The following is a 23,661-nucleotide window of genomic DNA, read 5'->3' as shown; positions in this document are numbered from 1 at the left end:
CTTGAAGCGATCAGCCGGCAGTCTCGACGTGCTTGGGGCCCGCCGGGGTCCAGGCGTGCATTACGACGCCCGCCAGATCGAGGCTCTCGCTCAGGACCATCTGACCTGATCCGACACGCTCGAGGAACGAACCGAGGACCTCTGCTGGCGTCCTGTCCAGTTCGTAAACGGCCAGGTACCTGTGGGGTGGGGGAGGCATGAGCTCGTCATTGGGACCTTGGGCCATCTTGAAGCGCTGCGCCGAGACCACGCCGGGCACGGCTAGCACCTCCCCGAGGTGGACCTCCTCGTACCACTTCTCGAACTCGCTCTCGCGGCCATCGACCGGGTTAGAGAGGACCAAGAACAGGTTGGCGTCGGCCATGTGTCTCCCCTTCGCAACGCTGCCACCCCCTTGGGCGCCACGTCAGGCAAGTATGGCAGTTGACTGCCGAAAGTAAAGCCGAACCTCGTCGGTGGTGACAGCAGACTGTCTATAGTCAGGGCCCCGCCGATGAGGGGAAGTCGGCATGACTGACGCGAGTGACCCTGACGGCAGCTCCCTCCTGGCCAGGCCCGCGGCTTTGGAGTTCGCAGTCCGTCGCCATCCCCGACCGGCTGCCAGCGGCAACCTCAAGTCGGCGGTCAGCTGCGCTCGAGGCGGGAGCAGCCACCTGTTCGAAGAGCAGGTTCATCCCGGCGGCGACCGGGATGGCGATGAGCGCACCCACCACCCCGAGCAGCGCCCCGCCGATGAGGGTGGCGACCACCGTGACCAGCCCCGGCACCGCCACCGTCCGGCGCATTATGCGAGGACTGAGGACGTAGTCCTCGAACAGCCGGTAGGCGATGTAGAAACCGGCGGTGAACACCGCCACCGGGACCGAGACGGTCAACCCGACGGCGGCGACGATGATGCCGGCGATGGTCGAGCCGACGAGGGGCACCAAGTCGAAGACGGCGACCAGCACGGCGAGGAGGATGGGATAGGGGATGCCCAGGGCCAGACACCACGCCCAGGTCCCGATGCCGGTGATGACGGAGATGAAGACGTTCCCGAGCACGTATCCGCCCACCTTGGCGAAGATCTCCTCGCCGATGAGCACCACCCGCGCCCGCCGGCTGCGGGGGGAGAGAGCGAAGATCGTCCGCTTGAAACGCGGGAAATCGGCCAGCAGGTAGATGCTCACCACGACCACGACAAGCGTCGAGGTCAGCGCGCTGAACACCGCTTTGCCCACACCGAGAACCCCGGTGGCGATGGAGCTGGTCCCCTTCCCTCCGGCCAGATGGCTCTGGATGGTGGTGACGATGTGGTAGCGGCTGTTCAGGCGGCCTAGGAACGAACTGCGGTCGTTGAGCTGGTGACCGTAGCCGGGGAGGGCGTTGACCAGCTGGGTGACCTGTTTGACGACCACCGGGATGACCAGGTCCAAGATCCCGCCGAGTGCGGCGAGGGACGCGACGACCACCAGGAGCACGGCGAGCCCTCTCGGGACACCCCGACGCCGGAACCAGTTCACCAGCGGATCCAAGCCGGCGGCGATGAACAGCGACAACAGCAACAGCACCAGGACCTGGCGTGCCGCGTACACCGCCCAGAGCACCACCGCAGCCAGGGCCACGCCGAAGGTTGCGGTCATCGCCATCCACGCCGGCGACCGTCGGTTAAGCGGGCGGCCGAGGCGCCCGTAGCTGTTGTCCTCGTCGACGGCGGCCTCGACCGCGGCCGCAGCCGCGACCGCGTCGATCCCGGGTGGCTCCTCGCTCGCCAGGTCATCGAGCGGATTGACGGCTCGGTCGCCGTTGGTAGTGCTCATCGGAAGGTCCTTCGATCGCTGAGCGGGGCGGCGCCCGCCAGCATCACCATTCCCATCTTGAGCCTCGGGAACCGCGCCGGGCCTCGATTGAAGACCGGGCCGGCCGGGTATGCGCCACGTCGGAGGTGGGAGAGGCATGGCTCGGGTCTTGGTTCAGGCGCCGGAGCCGTGGCCGCGGTGAACCGGCTGGAGGCGGCAGTGCGCCGCCTCGACCGCTTTCAGCAACGGCACCCGGTGGTGGCGTTCCCCTTCGCCGTGATGCAGAAGTACGGGAACGACCAGGCCGGCGGCAAGGCCGTCGTCGTGGCGTACTGCGCGCTGTTCGCGCTCTTCCCGCTGCTGTTGTTGCTCACCACGATCCTCGGCTTCGTGCTGGACGGCCATCCGAATGCGCAGCACAAGGTCCTAAGTTCGACGTTGGCGAACTTCCCGGTCATCGGCGCGCAGTTGCGAAGCGCCACCCACCCGCTCACCGGAAACGCTTTGGCGCTTGTCGTCGGGATCGTGGGCACCCTCTACGGGGTGCAGGGAGTCGGTCAGGCGGCACTGAACGCGATGTTGACCGTGTGGAATGTCCCATACCGGGACTGGCCGAACTTCTGGCTGCGCCGGGCGCGGGGTTTCGTCGTGTTGGGCGTGCTCGGACTGGGCACCGTCGTCGCCACGCTGCTGACGAGCGTGGTCCCCGTCGTGGTTCCCGGCCCGCTGGCGGCGGCGGGGGCGGTGGTCGCGGCGGTGGCGGTGAACTTCGGGGTGTTCACTGCCGCGTTCATCGTCCTCACGTCGGAGCGGCTGGGATGGCGCGACGTGGCGGTCGGCGCCGGCCTGGCCACCGTGTTCTGGGAGGTGCTCCAGGTGCTCGGCGGATGGTACGTCCGGCGTGAACTGGCACACGCCACGCCCGTGTACGGAAGCTTCGCCCTGGTGATCGCCCTGATCTCTTTCCTCTTCCTGGCCGCCCAGCTCACCCTCCTGGCGGCCGAGATCAACGTCGTGCGCCGCTACCGGCTCTGGCCCCGCACGATCACCCAGCCGCCGCTCAGCCAGGGAGACCGCCGGACCTTCGTGCGCCTGGCCGGCATGGAGGAGCGCCGTCCAGAGGTGTACGTGGACGCCGGTTTTACTCCCGACGCCGACCTCGACCCGCTGGAGGAGTGACTCGGGCCAGGACCGCCAGCCCGCCCCGGCGGCGCCTAGCCGGCGCCCGGCGGCCGCAGCGAGACGTGGCGGGGACCTAACTCGGCTACCGACGTGACCCCGAGGAGAGCCATCGTGGAGCGCACCTCGCCGGCGAGGATGTCGGCGGCGCGGGCCACGCCCCGCTCGCCGCCGGCCATCAGCCCGTACAGGTAGGCCCGGCCCACCAGCGCGGCGCGGGCGCCCATGGCCACCGCGGCCACGACGTCCCCGCCGCTCATGATCCCCCCGTCGAGGTACACGTCGGCCCGGTCGCCGACCGCGTCGAGCACCTCGGGCAGCACCTCCAGGGGTACCGGGGCCCGGTCCAGCTGCCGGCCGCCGTGGTTGGATACGACCACCGCGTCGACGCCGGCGTCGACCACGGCCCTGGCGTCGGCGGCGTTTTGGATGCCCTTCACCACCAGGGGACCGCCCCACGCGTCACGCAGCCACTCCACGTCGGCGATGGTCGCCGCCGGGTCGAACATCCGCCCGATCAGGTCCGCCACCGTCCCCTCGAACCGCCGGAGCGACGCGAACTCGAGCGGTTCGGTGGTTAGCAGGTCCCACCACCAGCCCGGCCGGGTGGCGCCGTCGAGAAAGGTGCGCAGCGTCAACGACGGGGGGATCGTCAGCCCGTTGCGGGCGTCGCGCAGGCGGGGGCCGGCGACCGGCGTGTCGACGGTGAGCACCAGCGCCTCGTAGCCGGCCGCGGCGGCTCGGGCGACGAAGTCCCGGCCGGCTCCTCGGTCGCGCCACAGGTACAGCTGGAACCACAGGCGTCCACCGGGAGCCTCGGCGGCCAGCCGCTCTATCGAGGTGGTGCCCATGGTCGACAGGGCGTAGGGGATACCGGCCCGGGCGGCCACCCGCCCCACCGCCGGCTCGCCCTCGGTGTGCATCATGCGGGTGAAACCGGTCGGTCCGAACACGAGGGGCAGCGCCGCCGGCCGCCCCAGGATGTCAGTGGAGGTGTCGATACGGGCGACGTCGCGCAGCACCGTCGGGTGGAACTCCACCCGGGCGAAGGCGTCGCGCATGCGCGACAGGGTCCGCTCGTCCCCGGCGGCCCCGTCGGTGTAGTCGAACACCGCCCGCGGCGCCCGCCGACGCGCCGCCAGGCGCAGGTCGGCGATCGACACCGCGGGCGCGAGGCGGTGCTCCACAGGCCGCAGCGCCGGGCGCCGGGGCCGAAGCAGCGGCGCCAGCTCGCTCCACCGGGGGTATCGCCGGGTCGTCACCTCCTCGTTCTACACCGCCGGCCGAGCTCCGGCCCTCTCCGTCCCCCCGTCCCCCCGTCCCCCCGTCCCCCCGTCCACTGCGGGGATGGGTGTAGCGGTGGGCTCGATCGGGAGGGCGGGAAGCGGCGTTGCGTCGCGCCTATCGATGCGGAGGAGCGCTTCGCTGGCGCGGGCTCGCCGAAACGGCGTCAGGTTCCCGGCAGCGCCCAGCGGGTACCGGCCACCCTGGCCAGCACTCCCACCAGCCGGGCCAGTACGAACCCGCTAAGCCCTCCCCAGACGCCGGCGATGCCCCAGCCGTCCAGGTAGGCGGCGACGGTGAGCGGCACGAACACGCCGAGAGCGGCCGCCAGGGTGAGGGTGCGCATGAACGCCACGTCGCCGGCGCCGAGGAGCACCCCGTCGAGAGCGAACAGCACCCCGGCCGCGGGTTGCATGGCCACCAGGAACCACCACAGATGCGACGCTTGATGGCGGACCGCCGGCGACGACGTGAACGCCCCAGGCAGGACGTGCCAGCCGGCGGCGAGGGCCACGCCGGCGCCGACCCCGGCACCCAGCCCGGGGGTGGAGAGTCTCCAGCTCCTCGATCCTGGTGCCGTCCAGGCGCCGGGCGGCGCAAGCCGCCATCTCGCCGGCGATCAGTGCCTGGGCGGTGAACAGGTCGCGGATATCGCTGGCGTCGAGGGGGGCGACCACGAAGCCCCGGCGGGGCCTCAGCAGCACAAAGCCCTCACCGCGCAGCGCCAGCAGGCCCTCGCGCACCGGTGTGGCGCTGAGGCCGAGATCCTCGGCGATCTTCTCCTGGCGGATGAAGGCCCCCGGGCGCAGGTGCCCGCTCAAGATCTGCTGGCGGACGTGGTTGGCCACCTCCGTGCTGAGCTGCTGGCGATGCCGGTAGACGCCGGCTGCCCCGGGGTCTCGGGTGTCCGCCGTCATGTCCGGGCAGCATCCAGCGCTGGCAGCTGCGGTGGGCGGGGTCCGTGCCCGCGCTTGTACACGAGCAGGGTCCGCCGGAAGTGGATCACGGCGACGCCGTCTTGGTTGAAGCCGGTCGTGCGTACCTGGACCACGCCGACGCCGGGCCGGGAGCGGCTCTCGCGCAGCTCCAGCACCTCGGAGCGGGAGTACAGGGTGTCGCCTTCGAAGACGGGATGCGGCAGGCGTACCTCGTCCCAGCCGAGGTTGGCCATGACATTCTGCGAGACGTCGATGACACTCTGGCCCGTGACGAGGGCGAGGGTGAAGGTCGAGTTGACCAGGGGACGCCCGAACTCCGTCTGCTCTGCGTAGTGGTGGTCGAAATGGAGCCGGGCGGTGTTTTGGGTCAACAGCGTGAACCACGAGTTGTCAGTCGATGTCACGGTGCGCCCCAACGGGTGGTCGTAGACGTCGCCGACAGCGAAATCCTCGAAGAAGCGTCCCACCCAGCCTGGCTTCAGGGTGCTCATGGCAAGGATCCTACGGGAGATCAGAAAGGGTTACTTCAGGGTCGACCCCCACCCTGAAGGTGGCCTGTTGGTTGCCCGCCAGCAAGGAGATGAGTAGAGTCGACTTGCTAGTCGAATAAATGTGATCGGAGGCCGGATGGGGGAGATCAACCATGACACTGCCGCGTTCGCGGAAGGGTGCCGGGAGCGGGTGCTGCGGATATGCCGCTGCAGCGAGTGCGGAACGTGGGTCCACCCACCGAAGGCCATATGCCCCGTCTGTTGGAGCGAGTCGATCCGTCACACCGATGTGGCGGGCTCCGGCCATCTCGTCTCTTTCTCCGCCCCTCGACTCCCCCCGGGACAGACTGAGCCGGTGGTCACCGCCGTGATAGCCCTCGACGACGCCGAGGGTGTGCGACTCCTCGCTCGCCTCGTAGACGTGCCGGCCGACGACGTAGGGATCGGGATGGCCGTCGACGTCGACTGGCGCCAGTTCGGGGACGCGGTCTGGCCCGTGTTTCGAGCTGCCGGAGCGCAACTGTGACCACCCCAAAGGCAGCCGTCGTCGGGCTGGGATGGTCGGACTTCTCCCGTGACAGCGGCGTCGGACCGGGCACGCTGATCGCCCGGGCCTGCAAGGCAGCGATCGGCGACTCGGGGCTGACCGGTGACGACATCGACGGCGTCGTTGGTGTGTACGGGACCGACTCCCCGACTCTTTGGCCCGGGTATGTCGTGGATGCGCTCGGCTTGCGACATGTGCGCTGGTGGGACACCACCCAGCCCCCCTCCGTCGTCGCTCTCTCGTCGGCGGCACACGCGGTCATGGTCGGGGCGTGTGACTACGTGGTCTGCTACCACGGCAAGTACCGCTGGTCCGACACGTCGGTGGCGGGGCGGAATGATCCTTTGCGCCAGCCCCCGGCCCACGAGTTCGACCCGAACCTCTCCCACGCTCTTTTCGAGCACGCGGGCTCGATGCTGTGGGCGGCTCGGGTCATGCGCCAACACATGGACACGTTCGGGAGCACGAAGGAGGACTTCGGGCGGATCGCCGTCAACAACCGGACGCATGCGGTGACGAATCCGAGAGCTGTCTTTCGCAAGCCGATCACGATGGATGACTACCTTGCCGCACCGAGCATCGACGCCCCCATGGGCCTGCTCGACATGGACGCGCCCGTGGACGGCGCCATGGCGGTTGTCGTCACGACCGAGGAACGGGCTCGCGATCTCCAGCACCGGCCGGTGACGATCGAGGCGATGGCAAGTTCGCTGCCCTACCGCAACGACGGGCTGCTCTGGCCCGAGGCGGACGGCCTGGCGGCGCGACAGGCCGTGCGGGAGCTCTTCTCCCGGACGGACCTCCGCGCCCACGACATGGACCTGGCCTATCCCTATGACGGGTTCTCCGTCCTGGCCATGCTCTGGCTGGAAGCGCTCTACACGTCCGAGGGTGAAGGTCACCAGTTGGTGAGGGAATCGTGGTCGGAAGCGGAGCAGCGGTTGCGCTTGTTCGGCAGGGTGCTCGTCTGCACCCATGGCGGCAACCTCAGTGAAGGGCGGGCCACTCAAGGTTTCGGTCACGTCCTGGAGGCGGTCGACCAGCTCCGGGGAACTGCCGGCGCGCGTCAGGTGGCCGGGGCGCGGACGGCCGTCATCACCAACGGGATGGCCGGCACCAACCGCTCAACGGTGCTGGTGGCCGACTGACTCGGCCGGCGAGGCCATAAGGGCGCGAGCCGCGTGATCGTCGTGGTTGCGCCCCCGTTGCGACCACTTCGGCACTCGTATATGATCGACTCGTCGGTCGGGTAAATCCTGCGTGAGGGGGACGGGATGGCGACGGCGAGCAGCCGGTACTGGAACGAGCCGACGCAGACGGCTTCGCGGCAGGTCGTCGATGACCTCCACCTGGAGCGGATACGCCACCTCGTCGGGTGGGCGTATGAACACTCGGCGCTCCACCGTCGCATCTATGACGAGGCGTCGGTGAAGCCGTCAGACCTGCGGACATGGGACGACTTCTTCTACAAGCTGCCCTTCACCGACAAGCCCGACTACATGAAGGACCAGGCGGTACAGCCGAGCGGCTTTGGAGGCACGGCCCTCGAGCGGGACCGATGGCAGCAGTACTTCCACACCACGGGTACGACCGGCCGGTTCCTCAACGAGGTGTTCACCCAGTACGAGACCCACAAGGCGGGCTCGCAGTACTGCTACGGCTTGTGGGACCTCGGCGTTCGCCCCGGGGACTCCATGTACTTCTGCTTTGACTTCGGCGCATGGATCGGTCTGTGGAGCTACTACTGGGGCGCACGAAACCTGGGATTGACCATCGAGTCCGGAGGGGGTCTGTCTGCCGCGGAACGGGTCCGCCAGATCGTCGAACTCCGGCCCACGATTGTCACCGGGACGCCGACCTACCTCCTCCACCTCGCCGAGGTGGCTCGGCGCGAGGGCGTGGACCTCCGCAGCGCCGGGGTCCGAGTGCTGGCCGGTGGTGGTGAGGCCGGCCTGTCGGTGCCGGTTACTCGAAACCGGCTGATGGCAGAGTGGGGGGCCGAGCAGGTCTACGACGCCTACGGGATCGGTGAAGCACTGTTTGTCGGCCAATCGTGCGCCGAGTGGGGCGGGGGCGTGCACGTGATCGAGGATGTGTGCCACTCCTACGCAGTCGGGCTGGAATCGGGGGAGCCCGTCGCTGGTCCGGACGAAGTGGGGGAGCACGTGGTGACGAGCTATACCCACTTTGCCCAGCCGTTCATCAAGTACCGGACCCACGATCTGGTCAGGATCGACGCCCATCCTGACCACGGGTGTGGTTGGTCGTGGAAGCACCTGCCGGGCGTCGTGCTCGGCCGGTCGGACTTCATGGTGACCATCCGGGGGGTGAACGTGTACCCGACTGCCATCGAGAACCTGCTCGGTGACGTCTCCGATCTCTCCAACCACTACGAGCTGCACATCAGTTGCGTCGATGGTATGGATCGGATGCTGGTCAGGGTCGAGGCTTGCGGCCCCCACGTCGACCGGGCCGACGCCGCCCGCCGGCTGCGCTCACACCTTCGGGCGAACCTCGGAGTCAATATCGAGACCGATGTCGTCGGTGTCGATGCCCTCGTTCGTTACGAGCTCAAGACCAAACGGATCTTCGACCACCGGGCCGACGCTCCGCCGTCCCCGACGCTCGGTCGCACATGAGGGGCACCCGCATGGACGCCGACGCGTCGACCGTGTCCGGCCCGCTCGGACCTGGGCCGGCTCGGCAGCTCGAGCGTTGTGTCGATCTGCGGTCCCGGATCCGTCAGGAACGCCGCATTGCGGTGAGCCCCGCTGTGGAGCGTGCCCTCGAGTTGTCGGAGATGCACCTGTTCCTCGCCTTGTCCTACCTGGGCTACACCGACGAACTGTGCCCCGAGGAGGATGAGGAGACGTGACCGGTCCTGATTCGGCGCCGTCGATCGATTCGGTCGCCGCCATTGTGCGCGCCCATGCGAGGGCCGGGGGCGGGCGCCCGGCAGTGACCTGTGAGCAGACGACGCTCACCTTCGAGGACCTTGACGTCAGATCCAGCCGGGTGGCCAACGCGCTGGCTGCTGAGGGTTTGCGGGTCGGCGACCGGGTTGCCTACCTGGACAGGAACGCGCCGGAGTTCTTCGAGCTGCTCTTCGGGTGCGCCAAGCTGGGAGCAGTTCTGACGCCGATCAACTGGCGGCTGAGCGATCAGGAGATCGCGTCGGTGTTAGAAGATTCCTCTGCTTCGCTGCTGGTGGTCAGGGAGGAGTTCGCGGCCCGGCTCGAGGGCCATGTCGCGATGCTGCGAAAGGTCGTCATCGGAGGATCGTCCGCCAGCAACTATGCGGACTGGCTCACCGGCCGACCGGACACCGATCCGAGGCACCCGTCGTCACCACACGACGTCGTGCTCCAGCTGTACACGTCGGGGACGACCGGGGTCCCCAAGGGGGTCATGCTCACCGAGGCCAATCTCCTGGCGCTGGCCGCCCCCGGAGTGGAGCTGCTCAGCCTGGAGCCGGCCAGCGTCAATCTGGTGCCGACGCCGTTGTTCCACATCGGCGGGAGCGGCTATGCCCTGATCGGCCTGCACTGTGGATGCCACACGGTGCTGGTCCGTCATCCCGACCCTCCTGAGATGGTGCGGGTGATCGCGGAGCGCCGGGTGACCAACGTCTTCGTTGTGCCGGCCGTCCTGTCGATGATGCTCGCCATCGTCGAGGGGGAGTCCGTTGACCTTTCGTCGCTCCAGGTCGTCTCCTACGGGGCCTCGCCGATCTCCGAGGACGTGCTGGTGCGAGCCATGCGTTCCATGGACTGTGAGTTCGTCCAGGTCTACGGACTTACCGAGACGACCGGCACCATCACCCTGCTGACCGATGCTGATCACCATCGGGCCTTGGCCGGGGACCACCCTGAGCGGCTGAGGTCGGCCGGGCGGCCGGTCGCCGGGGCGTCGTTGCGGATCGTCGATGTGGCCAGCGGTAGGGAGGTCCCGCCGGGCGAGGTCGGGGAGATCTGGATCTCTTCGCCGCAGAACACCGTGGGCTACTGGCGGAAGCCGGCGGAGACCGCGGCCGCCCTCCACCCGGACGGCTGGCTGCGCACGGGCGACGCTGGCTTCATGGACGGCGAGTCGTACCTGTTCATCCACGACCGGATCAAAGACATGGTCATCTCCGGCGGCGAGAATGTCTACCCGGCCGAGGTCGAGAACGTCATCATGTCCCATCCCGACGTCGTCGAGGTAGCGGTCATCGGCGTCCCGGACCAGCGCTGGGGAGAGACCGTGAAGGCCGCCGTCGTGGCCAGGCCGGGATCAGGTCTCACCTCTGGAGCACTCATCGCCTTCTGCCGGAAGCGCCTGGCCCATTACAAGTGCCCGACAACCGTTGACTTCCACGACGCCCTCCCGCGGAATGCCTCCGGCAAGGTTCTAAAGCGCGAGCTTCGGGCCCGCTACTGGAGCGACCAGGGCCGCGCTGTCGGCTGACCCGGTGGTCGGCTGGAGCCGCCCGATCTGCGTTCGCACTACGTTGCGACGTGTCGCCGTCCCCCGGTTCGGAGCAGGAGGAGCTTAATCGTGAGTGCGAACCAGGTCGAGCCTCCCCGGAAGCGAGGCCGGCCCCGGAATGTCGAGCCCAGTGCGGAGTACCGGGAACGGCTCACGGATATCGTCACGGTGGCGGCGAAGGTGTTCCACGCCAAGGGTTACGAAGCCGGGTCGCTCGACGACGTGGCTGCCGCGCTGGGGATGCGCAAGGCCAGTCTCTACTATTACGTCAAGCGCAAGAGCGACCTGCTGCGCCTCGTGTTCGAGCGGGCCATCACCGTGGCTCTGAGTGAGGTCGACCGCCTCGCGGAGATCGACGACCCAGAGGAGAGGCTGGCGGCTTTGATCCGCTATCAGGCGACGCTCGTGGCCAGCGACCCGCCCCTCTTCGCGGTGTTCTTCGGCCAGCGGTCGGGGCTGGAAGACGCCGACCTGGCGGACATCAGCCGCAAGGAGCGCCGGTACATACGGCGGTTCGTGTTGGCGGTCGAGGCGGCCATGGAGGCCGACGTGCTGCCACCTGGGGACGCTCGCGTCATGGCAAACATGATCGTGGGCATGACGAGCTGGTCCTATAAGTGGTTCGATCCGCGCCGCGACGCCATCGACACGTTCGCGGACAGCTGCGTCGAGCTGGTGATCCGCCACGTTTAATTCGACCAGCCGGTTGACAGAAATCGTAGGTGCGATGTAGCCTCCTCCCACTTGGTGTTCGTTGTGGCCACGGCCGGGGGTGTGATGTCAGAAGCATGGATATTGGACGGCGTTCGTTCGCCGCGAGGCAAGGGCAGGCCGAATGGCGCCCTCCACCACATCCACCCGCAAGAGTTGCTCGGGCAGGTCCTCACTGCCCTCGGTGACCGGGTCGGCTTCGACTCGAGCGACGTCGATGACGTCATCATCGGCAATGGCAACCCGGTCGGTGACCACTCATGCGACATCGGCCGCCTTGCCGTGCTGGCCGCGGGGTGGTCCACCGAGGCGCCGGGCGTCACACTCCACCGCTGGTGTGGGTCCGGCCAGCAGGCCGTCACCTTCGCAGCGATGGGCGTTCGCTCGGGTGATCAGCGGCTCGTTGTCGGTGGGGGCGTCGACATGATGTCGCGCTGGCCCCCCGAGGAGGGCCCCCTCGACTTCTCAGCAGGCAACCCCGCCGTCCAGGAGCGTTACCCCATGGTGCCGCAGGGGATCGCCGCCGACCTGATCGCTACCATCGACGGTCTCACACGGGAGGACGTCGATACGTTCGCGGTGCGGAGCCAGGAGCGTGCGGCCACAGCCATCGCGGAGGGTCGCTTCGCAGGAAGCATCATTCCCATCCACAACAGGGATGGCTCGGTGGCGCTCGACCACGACGAGCACCCCCGCCCCGGTACCAGCCTCGAATCGTTGGCGAAACTGCCCCCGTCGTTCGAGAAGCTCGGCTCCGCGGTGCTGACCGACTACGGATACGACCGTTCGTTCGACGCGATGTGCCGCCAGGTCTATCCCGATGTCGATGCCGTCGATCACGTGCACCACGCCGGTAATTCGTCCGGGATCGTCGATGGTGCGGCTGCCATTGCCATCGCGTCCCCGGAATTCGCCCGGGCGCACGGCTTTCGTCCTCGAGCTCGGGTGGTTTGCACGGCAGCGGTAGGCAGCGAGCCGGTCATCATGCTGACCGCACCCGGTCCGGCCGCCAAGAAGTGCCTGGAGCGGGCCGGGATGTCCGTCGCCGACATCGACATCTGGGAGATCAACGAAGCGTTCGCCGCCGTCCCGCTGCAGACCATGCGCGACCTTGGGCTCGACCCGGACAAGGTGAACGTCAACGGCGGGGCCATCGCTCTCGGTCACCCCATTGGCGCCACCGGCGCCATGCTCATCCAGACCGCCCTCGACGAGCTCGAGCGCCGGGACCTCTCGACCGCGCTCGTCGTGATGTGCACCGGCGGGGGCATGGGCACAGCGACCATCATCGAACGTGTCTGAACCCCAGGCCGAGTAGGAGGAAACATGGACAAGCTGCTCTCAGGTGTCCGAGTAATCGAAGTCGCGATGTACGCCTTCGTGCCCTCGGCCGGGGCCGCCCTGGCCGACTGGGGTGCCGACGTGATCAAGGTGGAGCATCCTGAGACCGGCGACCCGGTGCGGGGGCTGTCCTCCTACGGCTTCAAGCCGGGCGATGGGGGCGTGACCACCCTCTGGGAGGTGTTCAACCGGGGCAAGCGGGATATCGGCATCGACATCTCGGCGCCCGACGGCTACGACCTGCTCATGTCCCTCATCGACGAGTCGGACGTGTTCATCACCAGCTTCATGCAGCCGGCCCGGGCCCGCCTCGGCATCGACGTCGACCAGGTCATGGCCCGCAACCCGCGGATCATCTACGGCCGGGGGACGGGCCACGGCCCGGTCGGACCCGACGCGGACAAGGGCGGCTTCGACGGCATCTCCTACTGGAGCCGGCCGGGGACCAGCACGGCGTCGATCCCTCCCGGCTACGAGTTCCCGATCCTGCTGCCGGGGCCGGCCTTCGGCGACTGCCAGAGCGGCATGTTCCTTGCTGGCGGGATCTTGGGCGGCCTCTACCGCCGCGAGAAGACTGGGCAGGGCGGGGTGGTGGACGTATCACTCCTCGGCTCCGGGATGTGGGCCATGCAGGCTTCGATCGCCGGCTCGTACTCGATCGGCTCGGACAACATCGTCCAGCTGGACCGGCGCCGGCCGCCCAACCCTCTCACCAACCTCTACCGCAGCGCGGACGGCAAGTTCTTCGTGCTCGGCATGCTCCAAGCCGATCGGTACTGGGCTGGTCTGTGCCAAGCCCTTGGGCACCCGGAGCTCGCCGAGGACGGGCGCTTCGCCGACCTGAAACTGCGAGCGGAGAACAGCGAGGCCTGCGTGGAGGCGCTCGACGCCATCTTCGCCACAATGACCTTCGAGCGGCTGGCCGCGGCCCTTGACAGTCAGGAAGGCCAGTGGTCGCGGGTGGCCGTGCCGGGCGACACGCTGACCGACGAGCAGTGCCTGGCCAACGGGTACCTCAGGTTCGTGGACTACGCGAGCGGTGCCAGGCTCCCCATGGTGCCCGTCCCGGCCCTCATCGACGAGGTGCACCCGGACTTGCGACCGGCGCCGGCCCTGGGGGAGCACACCGACGAGATCCTGAGCGCCCTCGGCCGCAGCGACGACGAGGCGCTCAGGCTCAAGGTAGCCGGCGTCGTCACTTGAACGGCCGCCATCCCATACCTCCGCGCGAAAGGACCATGCTGTGAACCTCGAGTCCAAAGGTCGAACCGTCTACGAGGCCGACCTCCGGGTGGAGCCGCTGAAACTAGCCGAGCTTCAGGCCGCCATCGGCACACTCACCTCGTCGGACACCGCCTCGCTCGTCCCGTGGTTCGGGGCGACCATCGGCGGGGACGAGCGCCTCGTGGAGGCGCTGGGCATGGACCTCACCCGGGCCATGCTTTCCGGCCACAGCTACACCTGGGAGAGGCCGTTCGTGCCCGGCGAGTCGATCCACGCCAGCCTGACGATCGCCGACGTGTACGAGAAGGGCAGCAACCAGTTCGCCGTGCTGGTCGCGAAGTTCCATGACGCCCAAGGGCAGACGGTGCAAACCCAGCAGACCACCTTCATCGAAAGGAGCGCCAAGTGAGCGTCCTTCACGCCGCGACCACGGCCCCCGTAACCAGAGTGCAGATCGCCCGCTACGCCGGCGCGGTGGGGGACTTCAACCCGATCCACCTCGACGACGCCTTCGCCACCCAGGCCGGCCTCCCGTCGGTGATCGCCCACGGGCCGCTCACCCTGGCGCTCGTCGTCGACCAGATCGTGGCCCAGGTCGGGCCCGGCGCACTGAGATCCTTCGACGCCAGGCTGCGGGCACCGGTCTTTCCCGGCGACGAGCTCACCCTGGTGCCCGCGGGGGACGGCCTCGAGGTGCGCAACGCCAATGACACCGTGGTGGCCTCGGTCACCCTCGACTTGAAGTCGGAGTGATGACAGCTTACGAGTACCTTCTCGAAGAGGAGCGCCCCGGCGGCATCCGCATCCTCACCCTGAACCGGCCCGACAACCTGAACTCCTGGAACGCCGGGATGCGAGCCGAGATGCGCCGTGCCTTCGACGACGCTGCCGCAGAACCGGCACTGCGGTGCCTGATCGTCGTCGGCGCAGGCCGCGCGTTCTCCGCCGGTGAGGACGTGACGGGCATGGCAGACCTCACGGCGATCGGCACCCGCGGCTTCAGAGCGGCTGCTCGCGGCATCCACTCCGTGTTCGACACCGTCGAGTCGATGGAGGTCCCGGTGATCGCCGCCATCAACGGTGTGGCCGCCGGCGGTGGCTTCGAGCTGGCCCTCTCCTGCGACTTCCGGGTGATGTCGACCAGGGGGCGGTTCGTGATGCCCGAGGCCAAAGTCGGGCTGATCCCGGGGAGCGGGGGGTGTTCCCGGCTGGTCCGCCATGTCGGACTGGGACGAGCCAAGGAGCTGGTCATGCTGGGAGGAGCGCTCGACGCGAACCGTGCCCTGGAACTAGGGCTGGCCACCTCGGTGTGCCCCGAGGGCGACGCGGTGGAGGAGGCCGTCAAACTGGCCGAGCGGATCGGCGGCCTGGCCCCTCTTGCCGTCGGCATGGCCAAGCTGATCCTCAACACTTGCACCGACGTCGATGCCGAGACGGGGCGCAGGCTGGAGCGGCTCGGCCAGAGCGTGCTCAAGCTCACGAACGACCACCAGGAAGGAGCCGCCGCGTTCGTCGAGAAACGGCCCCCCCAGTGGACCGCCACGTGACCGTTGGGTGCGTCGAAGCCTTGAGCACATACGTGGTGCCAGGACGGACCGCCCGACCTGGTGATGCCATCCAAGAGGCGCGAGATGCCGAACTTGCCGGCTTCGGTGCCGTCTATGTCAGCGAACGCCTCGACCTCAAGGAGGCTGGCGCGGTGTGCGGTGCGGTGGTGGGGGCAACCACCGGTATCCGGGTGGGTACCGCGCTCATCCACCAAGGGACCCGCCACCCCCTGACCATCGCCGCCATGGCCGCGACCCTCCAGTCGATGAGTGAGGGACGGTTCCTGCTCGGAATGGGCCGCGGGCTTGCGGCCCTCGCCCCTTCCCTCGGCGTCGGCAAGGCGACCCTCGCTAGCCTGGAGCACACCGCCAGCATCCTTCGGCGCCTGTGGGCCGGGGAGCGGATCTCGGAGGAAGGACCGGCCGGGTCGTTCCGCAAGCTGCGCTTCGCCGATGTTCCCGAGGCTTCACCGCCACCGATGTACCTCGGGACGATTGGCCCGAAGGGGATGGCGCTGGCCGGTCGGGTGTTCGATGGCGTGATACTCCACCCGTTCCTGACGGTCGAAGCGGTGGCCCGCTCCGCTGCGATCGTGCGGGAGGCGGCCTCCGAAGCCGGCCGCGACCCGCAGGCGATCCGGATCGTGAGCACCTTGGTGACCGCTCCCGACCTTTCCGAGGCGCGCACCGACCTCGCGGTGCGAGCCCGGGCGGTCAGCTACTTCCAGGTCCGCAGCCTCGGCGAGCAGTTGGTCGAGCGCAACGGCTGGGACCAGTCCGTCCTCGCTGGGATCCGGTCGCACCCCACGATGGCCGGTGCCGGCATCGCCGACACCGCGATGCCGCGCGACCGCCTGGTGGATGCCGCTGAGGCGATGCCCGAGGAGTGGTTCGCGCAAGGTGCCGCGATCGGCTCCAGCAGCCATTGCGCGCAGCGGGTCGCGGCCTACCTGGGCGCGGGCGCCGACGAGGTGCTCCTCCATGGGGCGTCTCCGGCTGAGTCCGCCGGCGTCGTCCGTGCCTTCACCCGGCTGCCGTGACCCCTGCCTCGACGAGCCTGGCGCCCCGGGAGCTCCTCGCGGTCCTCGCGTCGCTGGTGCAACCGGAGACCGGTTCTGGTGAGGCAGTGGACCTCAGGCGGCTCAAAGGCGGCTACTCCCGTGAGATGTGGTCGTTCGACCTCCTGACGGCCGGCGGCCGCAGGCCGCTGATTCTCTGCGTCGACAGCGAGGCCGGCGTTGTAGGAGCGGGCCCCCATTCGCTCGGCCGCGTCCACGAAGCCGAGTTGCTGGCGGCTCTGCACGGCGCGGGACTGCCCGTGCCGGGCGTCGCGGCCGCGGCGGATGCCGGTGGGCCACTCGGGCGCCCCTTTCTCATCATGGACAGGCTCCCGGGAAGTGCCGCCATCGGGCCCCTCCACCGAGATCCGCGCTACACGCAGCATCGCGGCCGTCTCGCCTCGCAGCTGGCAGGCATTCTGGCCCGCATCCATGCCGCCCCGGTGGACGATCGCATCTTCGGGTCGAGGCCGCCTTCATACGGGTTGACAGCCACTGAGCAGTGGACCGCGGAGCTGCAGGGCACCCCACTGGGCACGGCGACGGCGTTCAGCGAAGCGATCGGCTGGTTGGAGGGACATGTGCCTCCCCCGCCGCCCCAGCCAACGCTGGTCCACGGGGACTACCGCACCGGCAACATCCTCCATGACTGCGACCAGTCGGGCATGCCCAACTTGCTGTCGGTGCTGGATTGGGAGATGGCCCACCTCGGCGACCCCTTGGAAGACGTCGCCTGGGCCGCGCTGGTCTGCTGGCGGGTCGGCACCGGCAGGGTCGGCGGCCTGGCCGAGCTGCACGAGTGGCCGGCCCTCTACGCCCGGGCGGCGGGGCGCCCGGTGGAGTCGGTGGCGCTCCGGTTTTGGGAGGTGCTCGGCTCGGTCAAGATGGCATGCCTCATGCATCGGGCCAGCGTCGCGGTCAGTGACGCGGCCGAGCGCAGCCTGCTCGAGCGGCTCCTCGCCGAGCTGGAAGCGGAAACCGAGATCCTCCTGGCGCTCGATTAAAGTCGACTGATAAGTTGACAGAATACCAGGGGGTGCCGCAGTGAGCAGTCGGTGGAAGCGAGGGTGATCGGGGTGGGCACGACGTCAGTTGGGCCGCACACGACGTGGTTCCAAGTTCGTGGAGTGCGCAACGGGAGTCTCGTCGCGGTGACGTGGCGCAACGGTGCCGTGGACGGCGATCCCCCGACCGTCGACCTGATCGCCATGGAGGTGGAGCTGGTGCTTGCCGCCCGGACCGATCCGCAGTTCGCCGGGAGCCTTGCCCTCGAGGGTGACGTGAACGGGCTGATCTTGGCCGATCCCACCTTGGCGCTGCGCATCATCGAGCGGGTGGTCGACAAGGTGACTGAGGTCGTGGCCGCCGACGAAGCCAGTTGAGCCGTGGACGTATGCTTCTTCGCCCGCCCCAACCTCGCACCCGGCGGTGACCCGGCGGCCTTCCTCGACATCGCACGCCTGGCGGACGCGGCCGGACTCCACTCCATTTGCTTCGGCGAGCACCTGGCGATGTCGGCCGACACTGACCGCTATCCCTACGGCCCATGGAGACACGGGCCCGATACCGCCTGGATGGACCCCCTCATCACTCTTTCGGCCGTGGCGGGGGTGACCGAGCGGATCCGCCTGTCGACAGCGATACTCCTGGCCCCGCTGCGGCCGGGCCTCGTGTTGGCCAAGGAGGTGGCCACGCTCGACGTCATCTCAGGGGGCCGAGTCGAGCTGGGCCTTGGCACAGGATGGCAGGCGGCGGAGTACCGCGGGGTCGGTCTGGAATGGGACCAACGGCAGCGGCGCTTCGACGAGGTGATCGACGTCTGTCGCCTCGCGTGGGGCCCGCAGCCCTTCTCGCTGCCGACCAGCGGCGGGACCGAGACGTTGACGGCGTTGCCCACTCCAGTTCAGCAGCGCATTCCTCTGTACTACGGCGTGAAGGCCAGCCAGCCCAACGCAGCGCGCATCGCCCGATTCGGCGACGGTTGGTCCCCGGTCGGCGTGAGACCCGACGACGTCCGCCGTGGGGTGTCAACGATCTCCGCCGAGTTCGACAAGGCGGGGCGGGATCCCGCGGGCCTGGTGGTCAGGATTCCCCTGCCCGCGGTGCTCGGCGAGGGCGGCGGTGTTGACGTCAGGGCCACCTTCGAGGCCTCCGAGGAGTTCATCGAGGCCGGCGCGACGATGTTCGTGTGCGGCTTCGACCATCGTCTGCGTTCGCTCGATGAGGCCGCAGAACTGATTGGCGGCTACGCCGAAGCAGGAAGGGGGTTGACCGTATGACGGACATGGACGGAAAGGTCGCGCTGGTCACAGGTGCCAGCTCTGGGGTCGGGCAGAAGACCGCGGAACTCTTGGCGCGGCGAGGGGCCCGGGTCGTTCTGTGCGATCTCGACGCGTCGGGCGGGGCGGTGGCAGAAGGGATTGTCACGGCAGGCGGCGAGGCGGTCTTCCGCACCGTCGATGTCCGAAGCCTCGAGCAGCTGCAACAGGCAGTGGCGGTGGCGGAGAGGTCGTACGGCCGTCTCGACACGGTGGTCGCCAATGCCGGCACGGTCGGGGGCTCAGCGGTGGCACATCGCCTCGAGGATCTCACCGACGACCAATGGGTGTCGATCATCGACGTCAACCTCGTCGGGACGATGCGGACGTTCGCGGCGGCGATCCCGGCATTGCGGCGTGCCGGCGGGGGGGCGATGTCGGCCACCGCGTCCATCGCCGCCCTCACGGGAGTGGCCGGGCAGGCGGCCTACAGCGCGTCGAAGGGCGGGATCGTCAGCGTCGTGCGTACCTTGGCCTACGAGCTGGTCGCCGACGGCATCCGGGTCAACTGCGTGTGCCCGGGAGGGATCAACACCAACCTCCTCGGAGACACCGACATCCTCCCGGCGCTGACCGCCCAGATGGAGGCTGCTGCGACACGCGGCGACGCGATGAGCCCCCAGGAGCTCATGAACCGCGCCGCGCAGCCTGAAGAAGTGGCCAACGTCCACCGCTTTCTGGTGTCCGACGACGCATCGCTCATCACGGGCCAGGCAGTCGTCTGCGACTCCGGAAGCATGGTCGCCAACCTGTGGATGGTCATCGACCGCTGAGCGAAGGAGAGCACACCGATGCGGGACGCAGGAAGCGACATGGGCTGGCAGGCCCGATCGACGTTGCACCGGTATTGCAGGGCCATCGACGACCACGATATAGACGCTTTGCGTGACGTCTTCAGCGAGGACGTCGTCTTGATCGTCGGAGGCGACAGCACCGAGGGCGACGGCGCCACGCAGTCCTTCGCCGGGCGCGAAACGGTCGCTCAAATCCTGGCCTCCCTGTTCCAGGAACGCAACTGGGCCCGCCACGTCGTGTCCAACGAGCAGGTTGAGGAAAGAGGCGATGGTGGCGTGGAGGTCCGCAGCTACTTCAACTACCTCCTGGCCAAGCCGGATACCCGCGTCCTCGGAGTGGGGGACTACAAAGCGATCATGCGCCGGGAAGGTGATCGGCTGCGGATAGCAGAGTTCTCCGCATCCATTCTCGATGAAGTCGAGCTGCCCAGGGGGACGACGGCATGACCATCACAGATGCAGCCCAGGTCGACCTGTACTCGGTCGACACCTTCGCGGGCGGCCACCCCATCGACGTGTACGAGTGGCTGCTGGCCAATGACCCCGTCCACTGGCACCACGAGCCCGACGGGCCCGGCTTCTGGGTCGTGAGCCGCGCCGCCGACATCCGCTTCGTCAACAGCCGTGACGATCTCTTCTCGCACTGGCCCGTCTCCATGATCGAGGACTACATGGAGACCGAGCGCAAGTCGATGGTGAACCTCGACCCGCCGATCCACACGCAGCTGCGGAGAGCGGTGATACCCGCCTTCCTGCCGGGTGCGATCAGATCCCGGATGCCGGGGTTCCGCCAGGCCGCGGAGGCGATCGTCGACGAGGTCCGCGACCGGGGGGCCTGCGACCTCGTGCGAGACGTCGCCGGCAAGATGGCCTCGTACGTGACCGCCGACATCCTTGGGATACCGCGTGACGACGCGGTGCGCCTGTACGAGTACATCGAAATCGGCTTGGCCGGCGGCGGGACCTATAAGCCGGAAGAACGCCAGGCGGCAGCCAACTCGCTGGCCGAGTACTCCGTCGGGGTATGGGAGGACCGCAGGGCGCATCCCACCGGTGATGTGTGCTCCCAACTGGCGGAGTGCACCATCGATGGCGCACCTATCGGCGTCGAGGACTTCTGCATGAACCTGGTGCTGCTCATCGTCGGCGGCGGTGACACCACCCGCCACCTTATCGCCGGCGGGATGGAGGCCCTCTTCGAGCACCCAGACCAGAGGGCGTTGCTGGAGGAGGCGTTCGACCGACGTCTCACCTCCGCCGTCGAGGAGATGCTCCGCTGGGTGACGCCGACGATGTACAACCGCCGCAGCGCCAAGGTCGACGTGACGTTCCAGGGGCGGCCCATACGGGCCGGTCAAAAGGTTTGCGTCTACTACGCGATCGGCAACCGGGACCCCGAGCAGTTCGCCGATCCCTTCCGCTTCGACATCACCCGCTCGCCAAACAGCCACTTGTCGTTCAGCGGGCAGGGCCAGCATTTCTGCCTCGGAGCCCATGTGGCGCGCGCCGAGGCGGCGGCGATGATCCGGGCGCTCTTCGAGGGGCTGCCGGCGATCCGCCAGGACGGTCCCGTGGTCTGGGAGCGCTCCAACTTCGTCATGGGGCCAGCGGAACTGCCAGTCGCTTGGTGACGCGAAAAGGTCGCCTCCTCCCGGGCCGGGCCCGGGAGGAGGCGACCTTTGGGGGATCAATCGAGGTGGTAGAGCTTGGCTGCGTTGTCGTGCAGGATCTTGCGCAGGGTGTCGTGGGGCAGGTGGCCGAGGTTCTGGTTGATGAACTCCCTCGGCACGAGGGCGGAGCTGGCTGGCCCAGGCGACATGCTCGTCGGGTGCGGGAAGTCGGTCTCGTAGAGGATGTTGTCGGGGCCGATGTAGTCGATGGCGGCATCGAGGGTGTCACCGGTCTCGAACCAGAAGCAGGCGTAGATCTGGCGGCGGAAGTACTCGCTCGGCAGCATGCCGTACTCGGGATGCTCCCGCGCCACGCCGCACTCCTTCCACATCCAGTCCAGGGCCTGCAAGGCGAACGGCACCCAGCCGACGCCACTCTCCACTGACACGAACTTGAGGTCCGGGAAGCGATGGCAGATCCCACCGTTGATGATCGTCGCAACGGTCTTTGCGTTGCCGAGGAAGAACGTCATCGGGAACGCCGCGTAGTTGCTGTGGGGCCCGCAGGACGGGTGCAGCATCTGCAGCATCGTGGCATCACCGCTGCCGATGTGGAAGTTGACCGACAGCTGCATCTCCTGCGCAGCAGCCCACAGCTTGTCCCAGTGTGGGTCGCTCAGTGTCGGCGAGCCGAAGTCCTCAGGCGCCTGCGAGAAGATCATGCCCTCGTGGCCGATGCCGACACATCGCTCCATTTCCTTGATGGATAGGTCGATGTCCCAGAACGGGACGGCCATGACCGGGACGTAACGGCTCGGCGCCACGCGGCGAAAGTCGGCGAGCCAGTCGTTGTACGCCTGCAGCAGAAGCAGCGCCAAGTCCATGTCCCCGAAGTTGGTGTAACGACCGGCGCCGAAGCCCCCGACGTTGGGATACAGGACCTCGGTGTGAATGCCGTACGCGTCCATGATCTCCAGGCGACCTTCCGGCTGCCAGATACGCGGATCCACCATGTCCAGCTGGGCGGGGAACTGCGGAGGCGGCTCTTTCCACCCGGCGATCGCGAGTCCGGCAGCCGGGCTGAGCACCGTCCCGCTAGACACCCACCACTCGACGCCGTTGTCGTCTCGCTCCACGTGCGGGATCTTGTCGCCGTACTTCGAGGGCACTCGCGACGTCCACAGGTCGTAGTGCTCCACCACATGGGTGTCGCAGTCGATGATCTTCACGCCAAGCTCATCTACCAAGTCCATTGGAACCCCCTAATCAGCGTACGGACGGAGCCGGGACGGCGCGCGCCCTGAGTCCTTGGAGACTACGACCACCTCGTAATATTGTCAACCGAACGGTAGGCAAAAAGATGGTGCCGCCTGGCGCATCAGTCGACCATGGCACCAACCCAGCGGTGCAGGCGGTCCCACAGCTGGACCCTCGTCCCGGCGAAGTTGTGCATGTGCGCCATTCCCGGGATCTCGGTCAGGGTCATGTCGCGGCACGCCCGGTAGGCAGTCGGCTCCGACCGTAGGTCGGGGATGACATCCCGGTCACCGGAGGCGACCAGCACCGGAGCGGTAATGGCCGCCGCCTCGCCTGCCACCACGCCGGGGCTGAGCATGGAGAAGACGACCGGCGGGGTGGTGGCGCTACCCCACGGCGGGGGCTGGGCGCTGCGCGGGTACCCGCTGCCCATGTCGGCGTCGACCAGCGCCGCTGGCACGTCCTCCCGGTAGAAGGCCCATCGGAACATGCCGACCCCCCCGGCCGATTCGATGCTGGTCTCGAGCCCCCCGCTCGGGTCGTCGCGTTCCTGGAGATCGACGGCGAGGCGCCCTTCGGGCGTCGGTATCACGGTTTGCAGGGCGCTGAAGCCCAGAACTCCGACGGCGTCGAAGGTGTCGTGGTTGCCCTGGGTGACGATCGTGATTCCTCCTCCCATCGAGTGGCCCAGCCCGACGGTGAAGGCGACATCAACCGGTCCGATCCCCTCGAGGAGGGTGCCCTCCCTGAGATCGGCCACGACGCGACGGGCTGCAACGTCATTGGCTCGAGCCAGGCGGGCATAGGTCAGCGAGGCCGGGTCCGGCTGGCTGCTGTCCCCGACGCCGAGGTGGTCGCAGGCCACGAAGATCCACCCCCTGGCCGTGTGGAAGGCGGCCTGGTTGTAGCTGTCGTCCTCGTCGAACTGGACCCCGAAGTATCCGCGGGCCAGGCCTCCGCCGGGAAAGCCGAAGGCCACCACTCGCCCCGGGCTGTCCGAGTCGCCCGCAGGCAGGTGGACGGTCGCCGCGAGATGCTCGCCGTCTCCCACGTCGATCGTGATGTTGTGCCCGGTCGTCATGCTGGCGATTAGAAGCGCTGTCGAAGGCGGTGTCAA

The 23,661-nt window shown here is 68.2% G+C and carries 26 protein-coding genes and 1 pseudogene; 19 read left to right on the top strand and 8 right to left on the bottom strand.

Annotated features, from left to right (window positions below):
* Positions 1-10: 10 nt before the first annotated feature.
* Positions 11-364, bottom strand: coding sequence for a DUF4286 family protein (locus K6U06_RS20000; protein ID WP_262323739.1), 354 nt, complete (start codon positions 362-364; stop codon positions 11-13).
* A 115-nt stretch (positions 365-479) separates the two neighbouring features.
* Positions 480-1,799 (bottom strand): AI-2E family transporter, encoded by a 1,320-nt coding sequence (locus K6U06_RS19995; RefSeq protein WP_262323738.1) that lies wholly within the window; start codon positions 1,797-1,799, stop codon positions 480-482.
* Positions 1,800-1,967: 168 nt separating this feature from the next.
* Here K6U06_RS19995 and K6U06_RS19990 point away from each other — a divergent pair, with 168 nt between their 5' ends.
* The gene (locus tag K6U06_RS19990) at positions 1,968-2,957 is read left to right on the top strand and encodes a YihY/virulence factor BrkB family protein (protein ID WP_262323737.1); all 990 of its coding nucleotides are present in this window, start codon (positions 1,968-1,970) and stop codon (positions 2,955-2,957) included.
* A gap of 35 nt (positions 2,958-2,992) precedes the next feature.
* Here K6U06_RS19990 and K6U06_RS19985 read toward each other — a convergent pair whose 3' ends face one another.
* The 4 genes and pseudogenes from K6U06_RS19985 to K6U06_RS19975 all read right to left on the bottom strand — a co-directional run bounded on the left by K6U06_RS19985 (position 2,993) and on the right by K6U06_RS19975 (position 5,670).
* The gene (locus K6U06_RS19985; protein WP_262323736.1) at positions 2,993-4,219 is read right to left on the bottom strand and encodes an alpha-hydroxy acid oxidase; all 1,227 of its coding nucleotides are present in this window, start codon (positions 4,217-4,219) and stop codon (positions 2,993-2,995) included.
* Positions 4,220-4,407: 188 nt separating this feature from the next.
* Positions 4,408-4,755, bottom strand: a complete 348-nt coding sequence (locus K6U06_RS19980; protein WP_262323735.1) for a hypothetical protein — start codon at positions 4,753-4,755, stop codon at positions 4,408-4,410.
* A gap of 169 nt (positions 4,756-4,924) precedes the next feature.
* Positions 4,925-5,158 (bottom strand): annotated as a pseudogene (locus K6U06_RS24840) (GntR family transcriptional regulator); the annotation flags it as partial.
* Complete coding sequence (locus K6U06_RS19975) at positions 5,155-5,670, bottom strand: MaoC family dehydratase (protein WP_262323734.1); 516 nt, start codon at positions 5,668-5,670, stop codon at positions 5,155-5,157. The pseudogene K6U06_RS24840 and the gene K6U06_RS19975, both read right to left, overlap by 4 nt.
* Before the next feature lie 136 nt (positions 5,671-5,806).
* On the opposite strand from K6U06_RS19975, the gene K6U06_RS19970 reads away from it, so the two are divergent.
* The 18 genes from K6U06_RS19970 to K6U06_RS19885 all read left to right on the top strand — a co-directional run bounded on the left by K6U06_RS19970 (position 5,807) and on the right by K6U06_RS19885 (position 21,308).
* The gene (locus tag K6U06_RS19970) at positions 5,807-6,196 is read left to right on the top strand and encodes a Zn-ribbon domain-containing OB-fold protein (protein WP_262323733.1); all 390 of its coding nucleotides are present in this window, start codon (positions 5,807-5,809) and stop codon (positions 6,194-6,196) included.
* On the top strand, positions 6,193-7,365 hold the full coding sequence (locus K6U06_RS19965; RefSeq protein ID WP_262323732.1) for a thiolase family protein: 1,173 nt from the start codon (positions 6,193-6,195) through the stop codon (positions 7,363-7,365). The genes K6U06_RS19970 and K6U06_RS19965 overlap by 4 nt, the downstream gene beginning before the upstream one ends.
* A 126-nt stretch (positions 7,366-7,491) precedes the next feature.
* A complete protein-coding gene (locus K6U06_RS19960; protein ID WP_262323731.1) occupies positions 7,492-8,856 on the top strand; it encodes a phenylacetate--CoA ligase family protein in 1,365 nt (454 codons plus the stop codon).
* The gene (locus K6U06_RS19955; protein ID WP_262323730.1) at positions 8,853-9,092 is read left to right on the top strand and encodes a hypothetical protein; all 240 of its coding nucleotides are present in this window, start codon (positions 8,853-8,855) and stop codon (positions 9,090-9,092) included. The genes K6U06_RS19960 and K6U06_RS19955 overlap by 4 nt, the downstream gene beginning before the upstream one ends.
* A complete protein-coding gene (locus K6U06_RS19950) occupies positions 9,089-10,663 on the top strand; it encodes a long-chain-fatty-acid--CoA ligase (protein ID WP_262323729.1) in 1,575 nt (524 codons plus the stop codon). The genes K6U06_RS19955 and K6U06_RS19950 overlap by 4 nt, the downstream gene beginning before the upstream one ends.
* 90 nt (positions 10,664-10,753) lie before the next feature.
* Positions 10,754-11,377 carry a TetR/AcrR family transcriptional regulator gene (locus K6U06_RS19945; protein WP_262323728.1) on the top strand — a complete coding sequence of 208 codons (624 nt, stop codon included), beginning with the start codon at positions 10,754-10,756 and terminating at the stop codon, positions 11,375-11,377.
* An 84-nt stretch (positions 11,378-11,461) separates the two neighbouring features.
* Complete coding sequence (locus K6U06_RS19940) at positions 11,462-12,697, top strand: acetyl-CoA C-acetyltransferase (protein ID WP_410051108.1); 1,236 nt, start codon at positions 11,462-11,464, stop codon at positions 12,695-12,697.
* 24 nt (positions 12,698-12,721) lie between these two features.
* Positions 12,722-13,939 carry a CaiB/BaiF CoA transferase family protein gene (locus K6U06_RS19935; protein ID WP_262323727.1) on the top strand — a complete coding sequence of 406 codons (1,218 nt, stop codon included), beginning with the start codon at positions 12,722-12,724 and terminating at the stop codon, positions 13,937-13,939.
* A 40-nt stretch (positions 13,940-13,979) separates the two neighbouring features.
* Positions 13,980-14,369 carry a MaoC family dehydratase N-terminal domain-containing protein gene (locus K6U06_RS19930; RefSeq protein ID WP_262323726.1) on the top strand — a complete coding sequence of 130 codons (390 nt, stop codon included), beginning with the start codon at positions 13,980-13,982 and terminating at the stop codon, positions 14,367-14,369.
* Positions 14,366-14,713, top strand: a complete 348-nt coding sequence (locus K6U06_RS19925; protein ID WP_262323725.1) for a MaoC/PaaZ C-terminal domain-containing protein — start codon at positions 14,366-14,368, stop codon at positions 14,711-14,713. The genes K6U06_RS19930 and K6U06_RS19925 overlap by 4 nt, the downstream gene beginning before the upstream one ends.
* Positions 14,713-15,507 carry an enoyl-CoA hydratase/isomerase family protein gene (locus K6U06_RS19920; RefSeq protein WP_262323724.1) on the top strand — a complete coding sequence of 265 codons (795 nt, stop codon included), beginning with the start codon at positions 14,713-14,715 and terminating at the stop codon, positions 15,505-15,507. The genes K6U06_RS19925 and K6U06_RS19920 overlap by 1 nt, the downstream gene beginning before the upstream one ends.
* A gap of 20 nt (positions 15,508-15,527) precedes the next feature.
* Complete coding sequence (locus K6U06_RS19915) at positions 15,528-16,547, top strand: TIGR03857 family LLM class F420-dependent oxidoreductase (RefSeq protein WP_262323723.1); 1,020 nt, start codon at positions 15,528-15,530, stop codon at positions 16,545-16,547.
* A complete protein-coding gene (locus K6U06_RS19910; RefSeq protein WP_262323722.1) occupies positions 16,544-17,569 on the top strand; it encodes a phosphotransferase family protein in 1,026 nt (341 codons plus the stop codon). The genes K6U06_RS19915 and K6U06_RS19910 overlap by 4 nt, the downstream gene beginning before the upstream one ends.
* A 123-nt stretch (positions 17,570-17,692) precedes the next feature.
* Complete coding sequence (locus K6U06_RS19905) at positions 17,693-17,947, top strand: hypothetical protein (RefSeq protein WP_262323721.1); 255 nt, start codon at positions 17,693-17,695, stop codon at positions 17,945-17,947.
* A gap of 3 nt (positions 17,948-17,950) precedes the next feature.
* The gene (locus K6U06_RS19900; protein WP_262323720.1) at positions 17,951-18,844 is read left to right on the top strand and encodes a TIGR03619 family F420-dependent LLM class oxidoreductase; all 894 of its coding nucleotides are present in this window, start codon (positions 17,951-17,953) and stop codon (positions 18,842-18,844) included.
* A 5-nt stretch (positions 18,845-18,849) separates the two neighbouring features.
* Positions 18,850-19,656, top strand: coding sequence for an SDR family NAD(P)-dependent oxidoreductase (locus K6U06_RS19895; protein ID WP_262323719.1), 807 nt, complete (start codon positions 18,850-18,852; stop codon positions 19,654-19,656).
* 18 nt (positions 19,657-19,674) lie between these two features.
* The gene (locus K6U06_RS19890; protein ID WP_262323718.1) at positions 19,675-20,124 is read left to right on the top strand and encodes a nuclear transport factor 2 family protein; all 450 of its coding nucleotides are present in this window, start codon (positions 19,675-19,677) and stop codon (positions 20,122-20,124) included.
* Positions 20,121-21,308, top strand: coding sequence for a cytochrome P450 (locus K6U06_RS19885; RefSeq protein ID WP_262323717.1), 1,188 nt, complete (start codon positions 20,121-20,123; stop codon positions 21,306-21,308). The genes K6U06_RS19890 and K6U06_RS19885 overlap by 4 nt, the downstream gene beginning before the upstream one ends.
* A 56-nt stretch (positions 21,309-21,364) precedes the next feature.
* Here K6U06_RS19885 and K6U06_RS19880 read toward each other — a convergent pair whose 3' ends face one another.
* Together K6U06_RS19880 and K6U06_RS19875 are read right to left on the bottom strand one after the other, a co-directional pair.
* Positions 21,365-22,540 carry an amidohydrolase family protein gene (locus K6U06_RS19880; RefSeq protein WP_262323716.1) on the bottom strand — a complete coding sequence of 392 codons (1,176 nt, stop codon included), beginning with the start codon at positions 22,538-22,540 and terminating at the stop codon, positions 21,365-21,367.
* Positions 22,541-22,665: 125 nt separating this feature from the next.
* Positions 22,666-23,625: an alpha/beta hydrolase gene (locus tag K6U06_RS19875; RefSeq protein ID WP_262323715.1), complete on the bottom strand. Its 960-nt coding sequence runs from the start codon at positions 23,623-23,625 to the stop codon at positions 22,666-22,668.
* Between the last annotated feature and the right edge of the window lie 36 nt (positions 23,626-23,661).

It is taken from the genome of Acidiferrimicrobium sp. IK (assembly GCF_025499425.1).
GTDB lineage: Bacteria > Actinomycetota > Acidimicrobiia > Acidimicrobiales > Palsa-688 > Acidiferrimicrobium.
Note: the sequence above shows the minus strand (reverse complement) of the source record. Positions and strands in the feature narration are given on the sequence as shown.

Excerpts from the sequence above, each read along its gene's own strand:
- K6U06_RS19890 (WP_262323718.1), top strand. The coding sequence starts at position 19,675 with ATGCGGGACGCAGGAAGCGACATGGGCTGGCAGGCCCGATCGACGTTG.
- K6U06_RS20000 (WP_262323739.1), bottom strand. The coding sequence starts at position 364 with ATGGCCGACGCCAACCTGTTCTTGGTCCTCTCTAACCCGGTCGATGGC.
- K6U06_RS19885 (WP_262323717.1), top strand. The coding sequence starts at position 20,121 with ATGACCATCACAGATGCAGCCCAGGTCGACCTGTACTCGGTCGACACC.
- K6U06_RS19975 (WP_262323734.1), bottom strand. The coding sequence starts at position 5,670 with ATGAGCACCCTGAAGCCAGGCTGGGTGGGACGCTTCTTCGAGGATTTC.
- K6U06_RS19960 (WP_262323731.1), top strand. The coding sequence starts at position 7,492 with ATGGCGACGGCGAGCAGCCGGTACTGGAACGAGCCGACGCAGACGGCT.
- K6U06_RS19955 (WP_262323730.1), top strand. The coding sequence starts at position 8,853 with ATGAGGGGCACCCGCATGGACGCCGACGCGTCGACCGTGTCCGGCCCG.
- K6U06_RS19935 (WP_262323727.1), top strand. The coding sequence starts at position 12,722 with ATGGACAAGCTGCTCTCAGGTGTCCGAGTAATCGAAGTCGCGATGTAC.
- K6U06_RS19875 (WP_262323715.1), bottom strand. The coding sequence starts at position 23,625 with ATGACGACCGGGCACAACATCACGATCGACGTGGGAGACGGCGAGCAT.
- K6U06_RS19995 (WP_262323738.1), bottom strand. The coding sequence starts at position 1,799 with ATGAGCACTACCAACGGCGACCGAGCCGTCAATCCGCTCGATGACCTG.
- K6U06_RS19940 (WP_410051108.1), top strand. The coding sequence starts at position 11,462 with ATGTCAGAAGCATGGATATTGGACGGCGTTCGTTCGCCGCGAGGCAAG.
- K6U06_RS19895 (WP_262323719.1), top strand. The coding sequence starts at position 18,850 with ATGGACGGAAAGGTCGCGCTGGTCACAGGTGCCAGCTCTGGGGTCGGG.
- K6U06_RS19920 (WP_262323724.1), top strand. The coding sequence starts at position 14,713 with ATGACAGCTTACGAGTACCTTCTCGAAGAGGAGCGCCCCGGCGGCATC.
- K6U06_RS19970 (WP_262323733.1), top strand. The coding sequence starts at position 5,807 with ATGGGGGAGATCAACCATGACACTGCCGCGTTCGCGGAAGGGTGCCGG.
- K6U06_RS19880 (WP_262323716.1), bottom strand. The coding sequence starts at position 22,540 with ATGGACTTGGTAGATGAGCTTGGCGTGAAGATCATCGACTGCGACACC.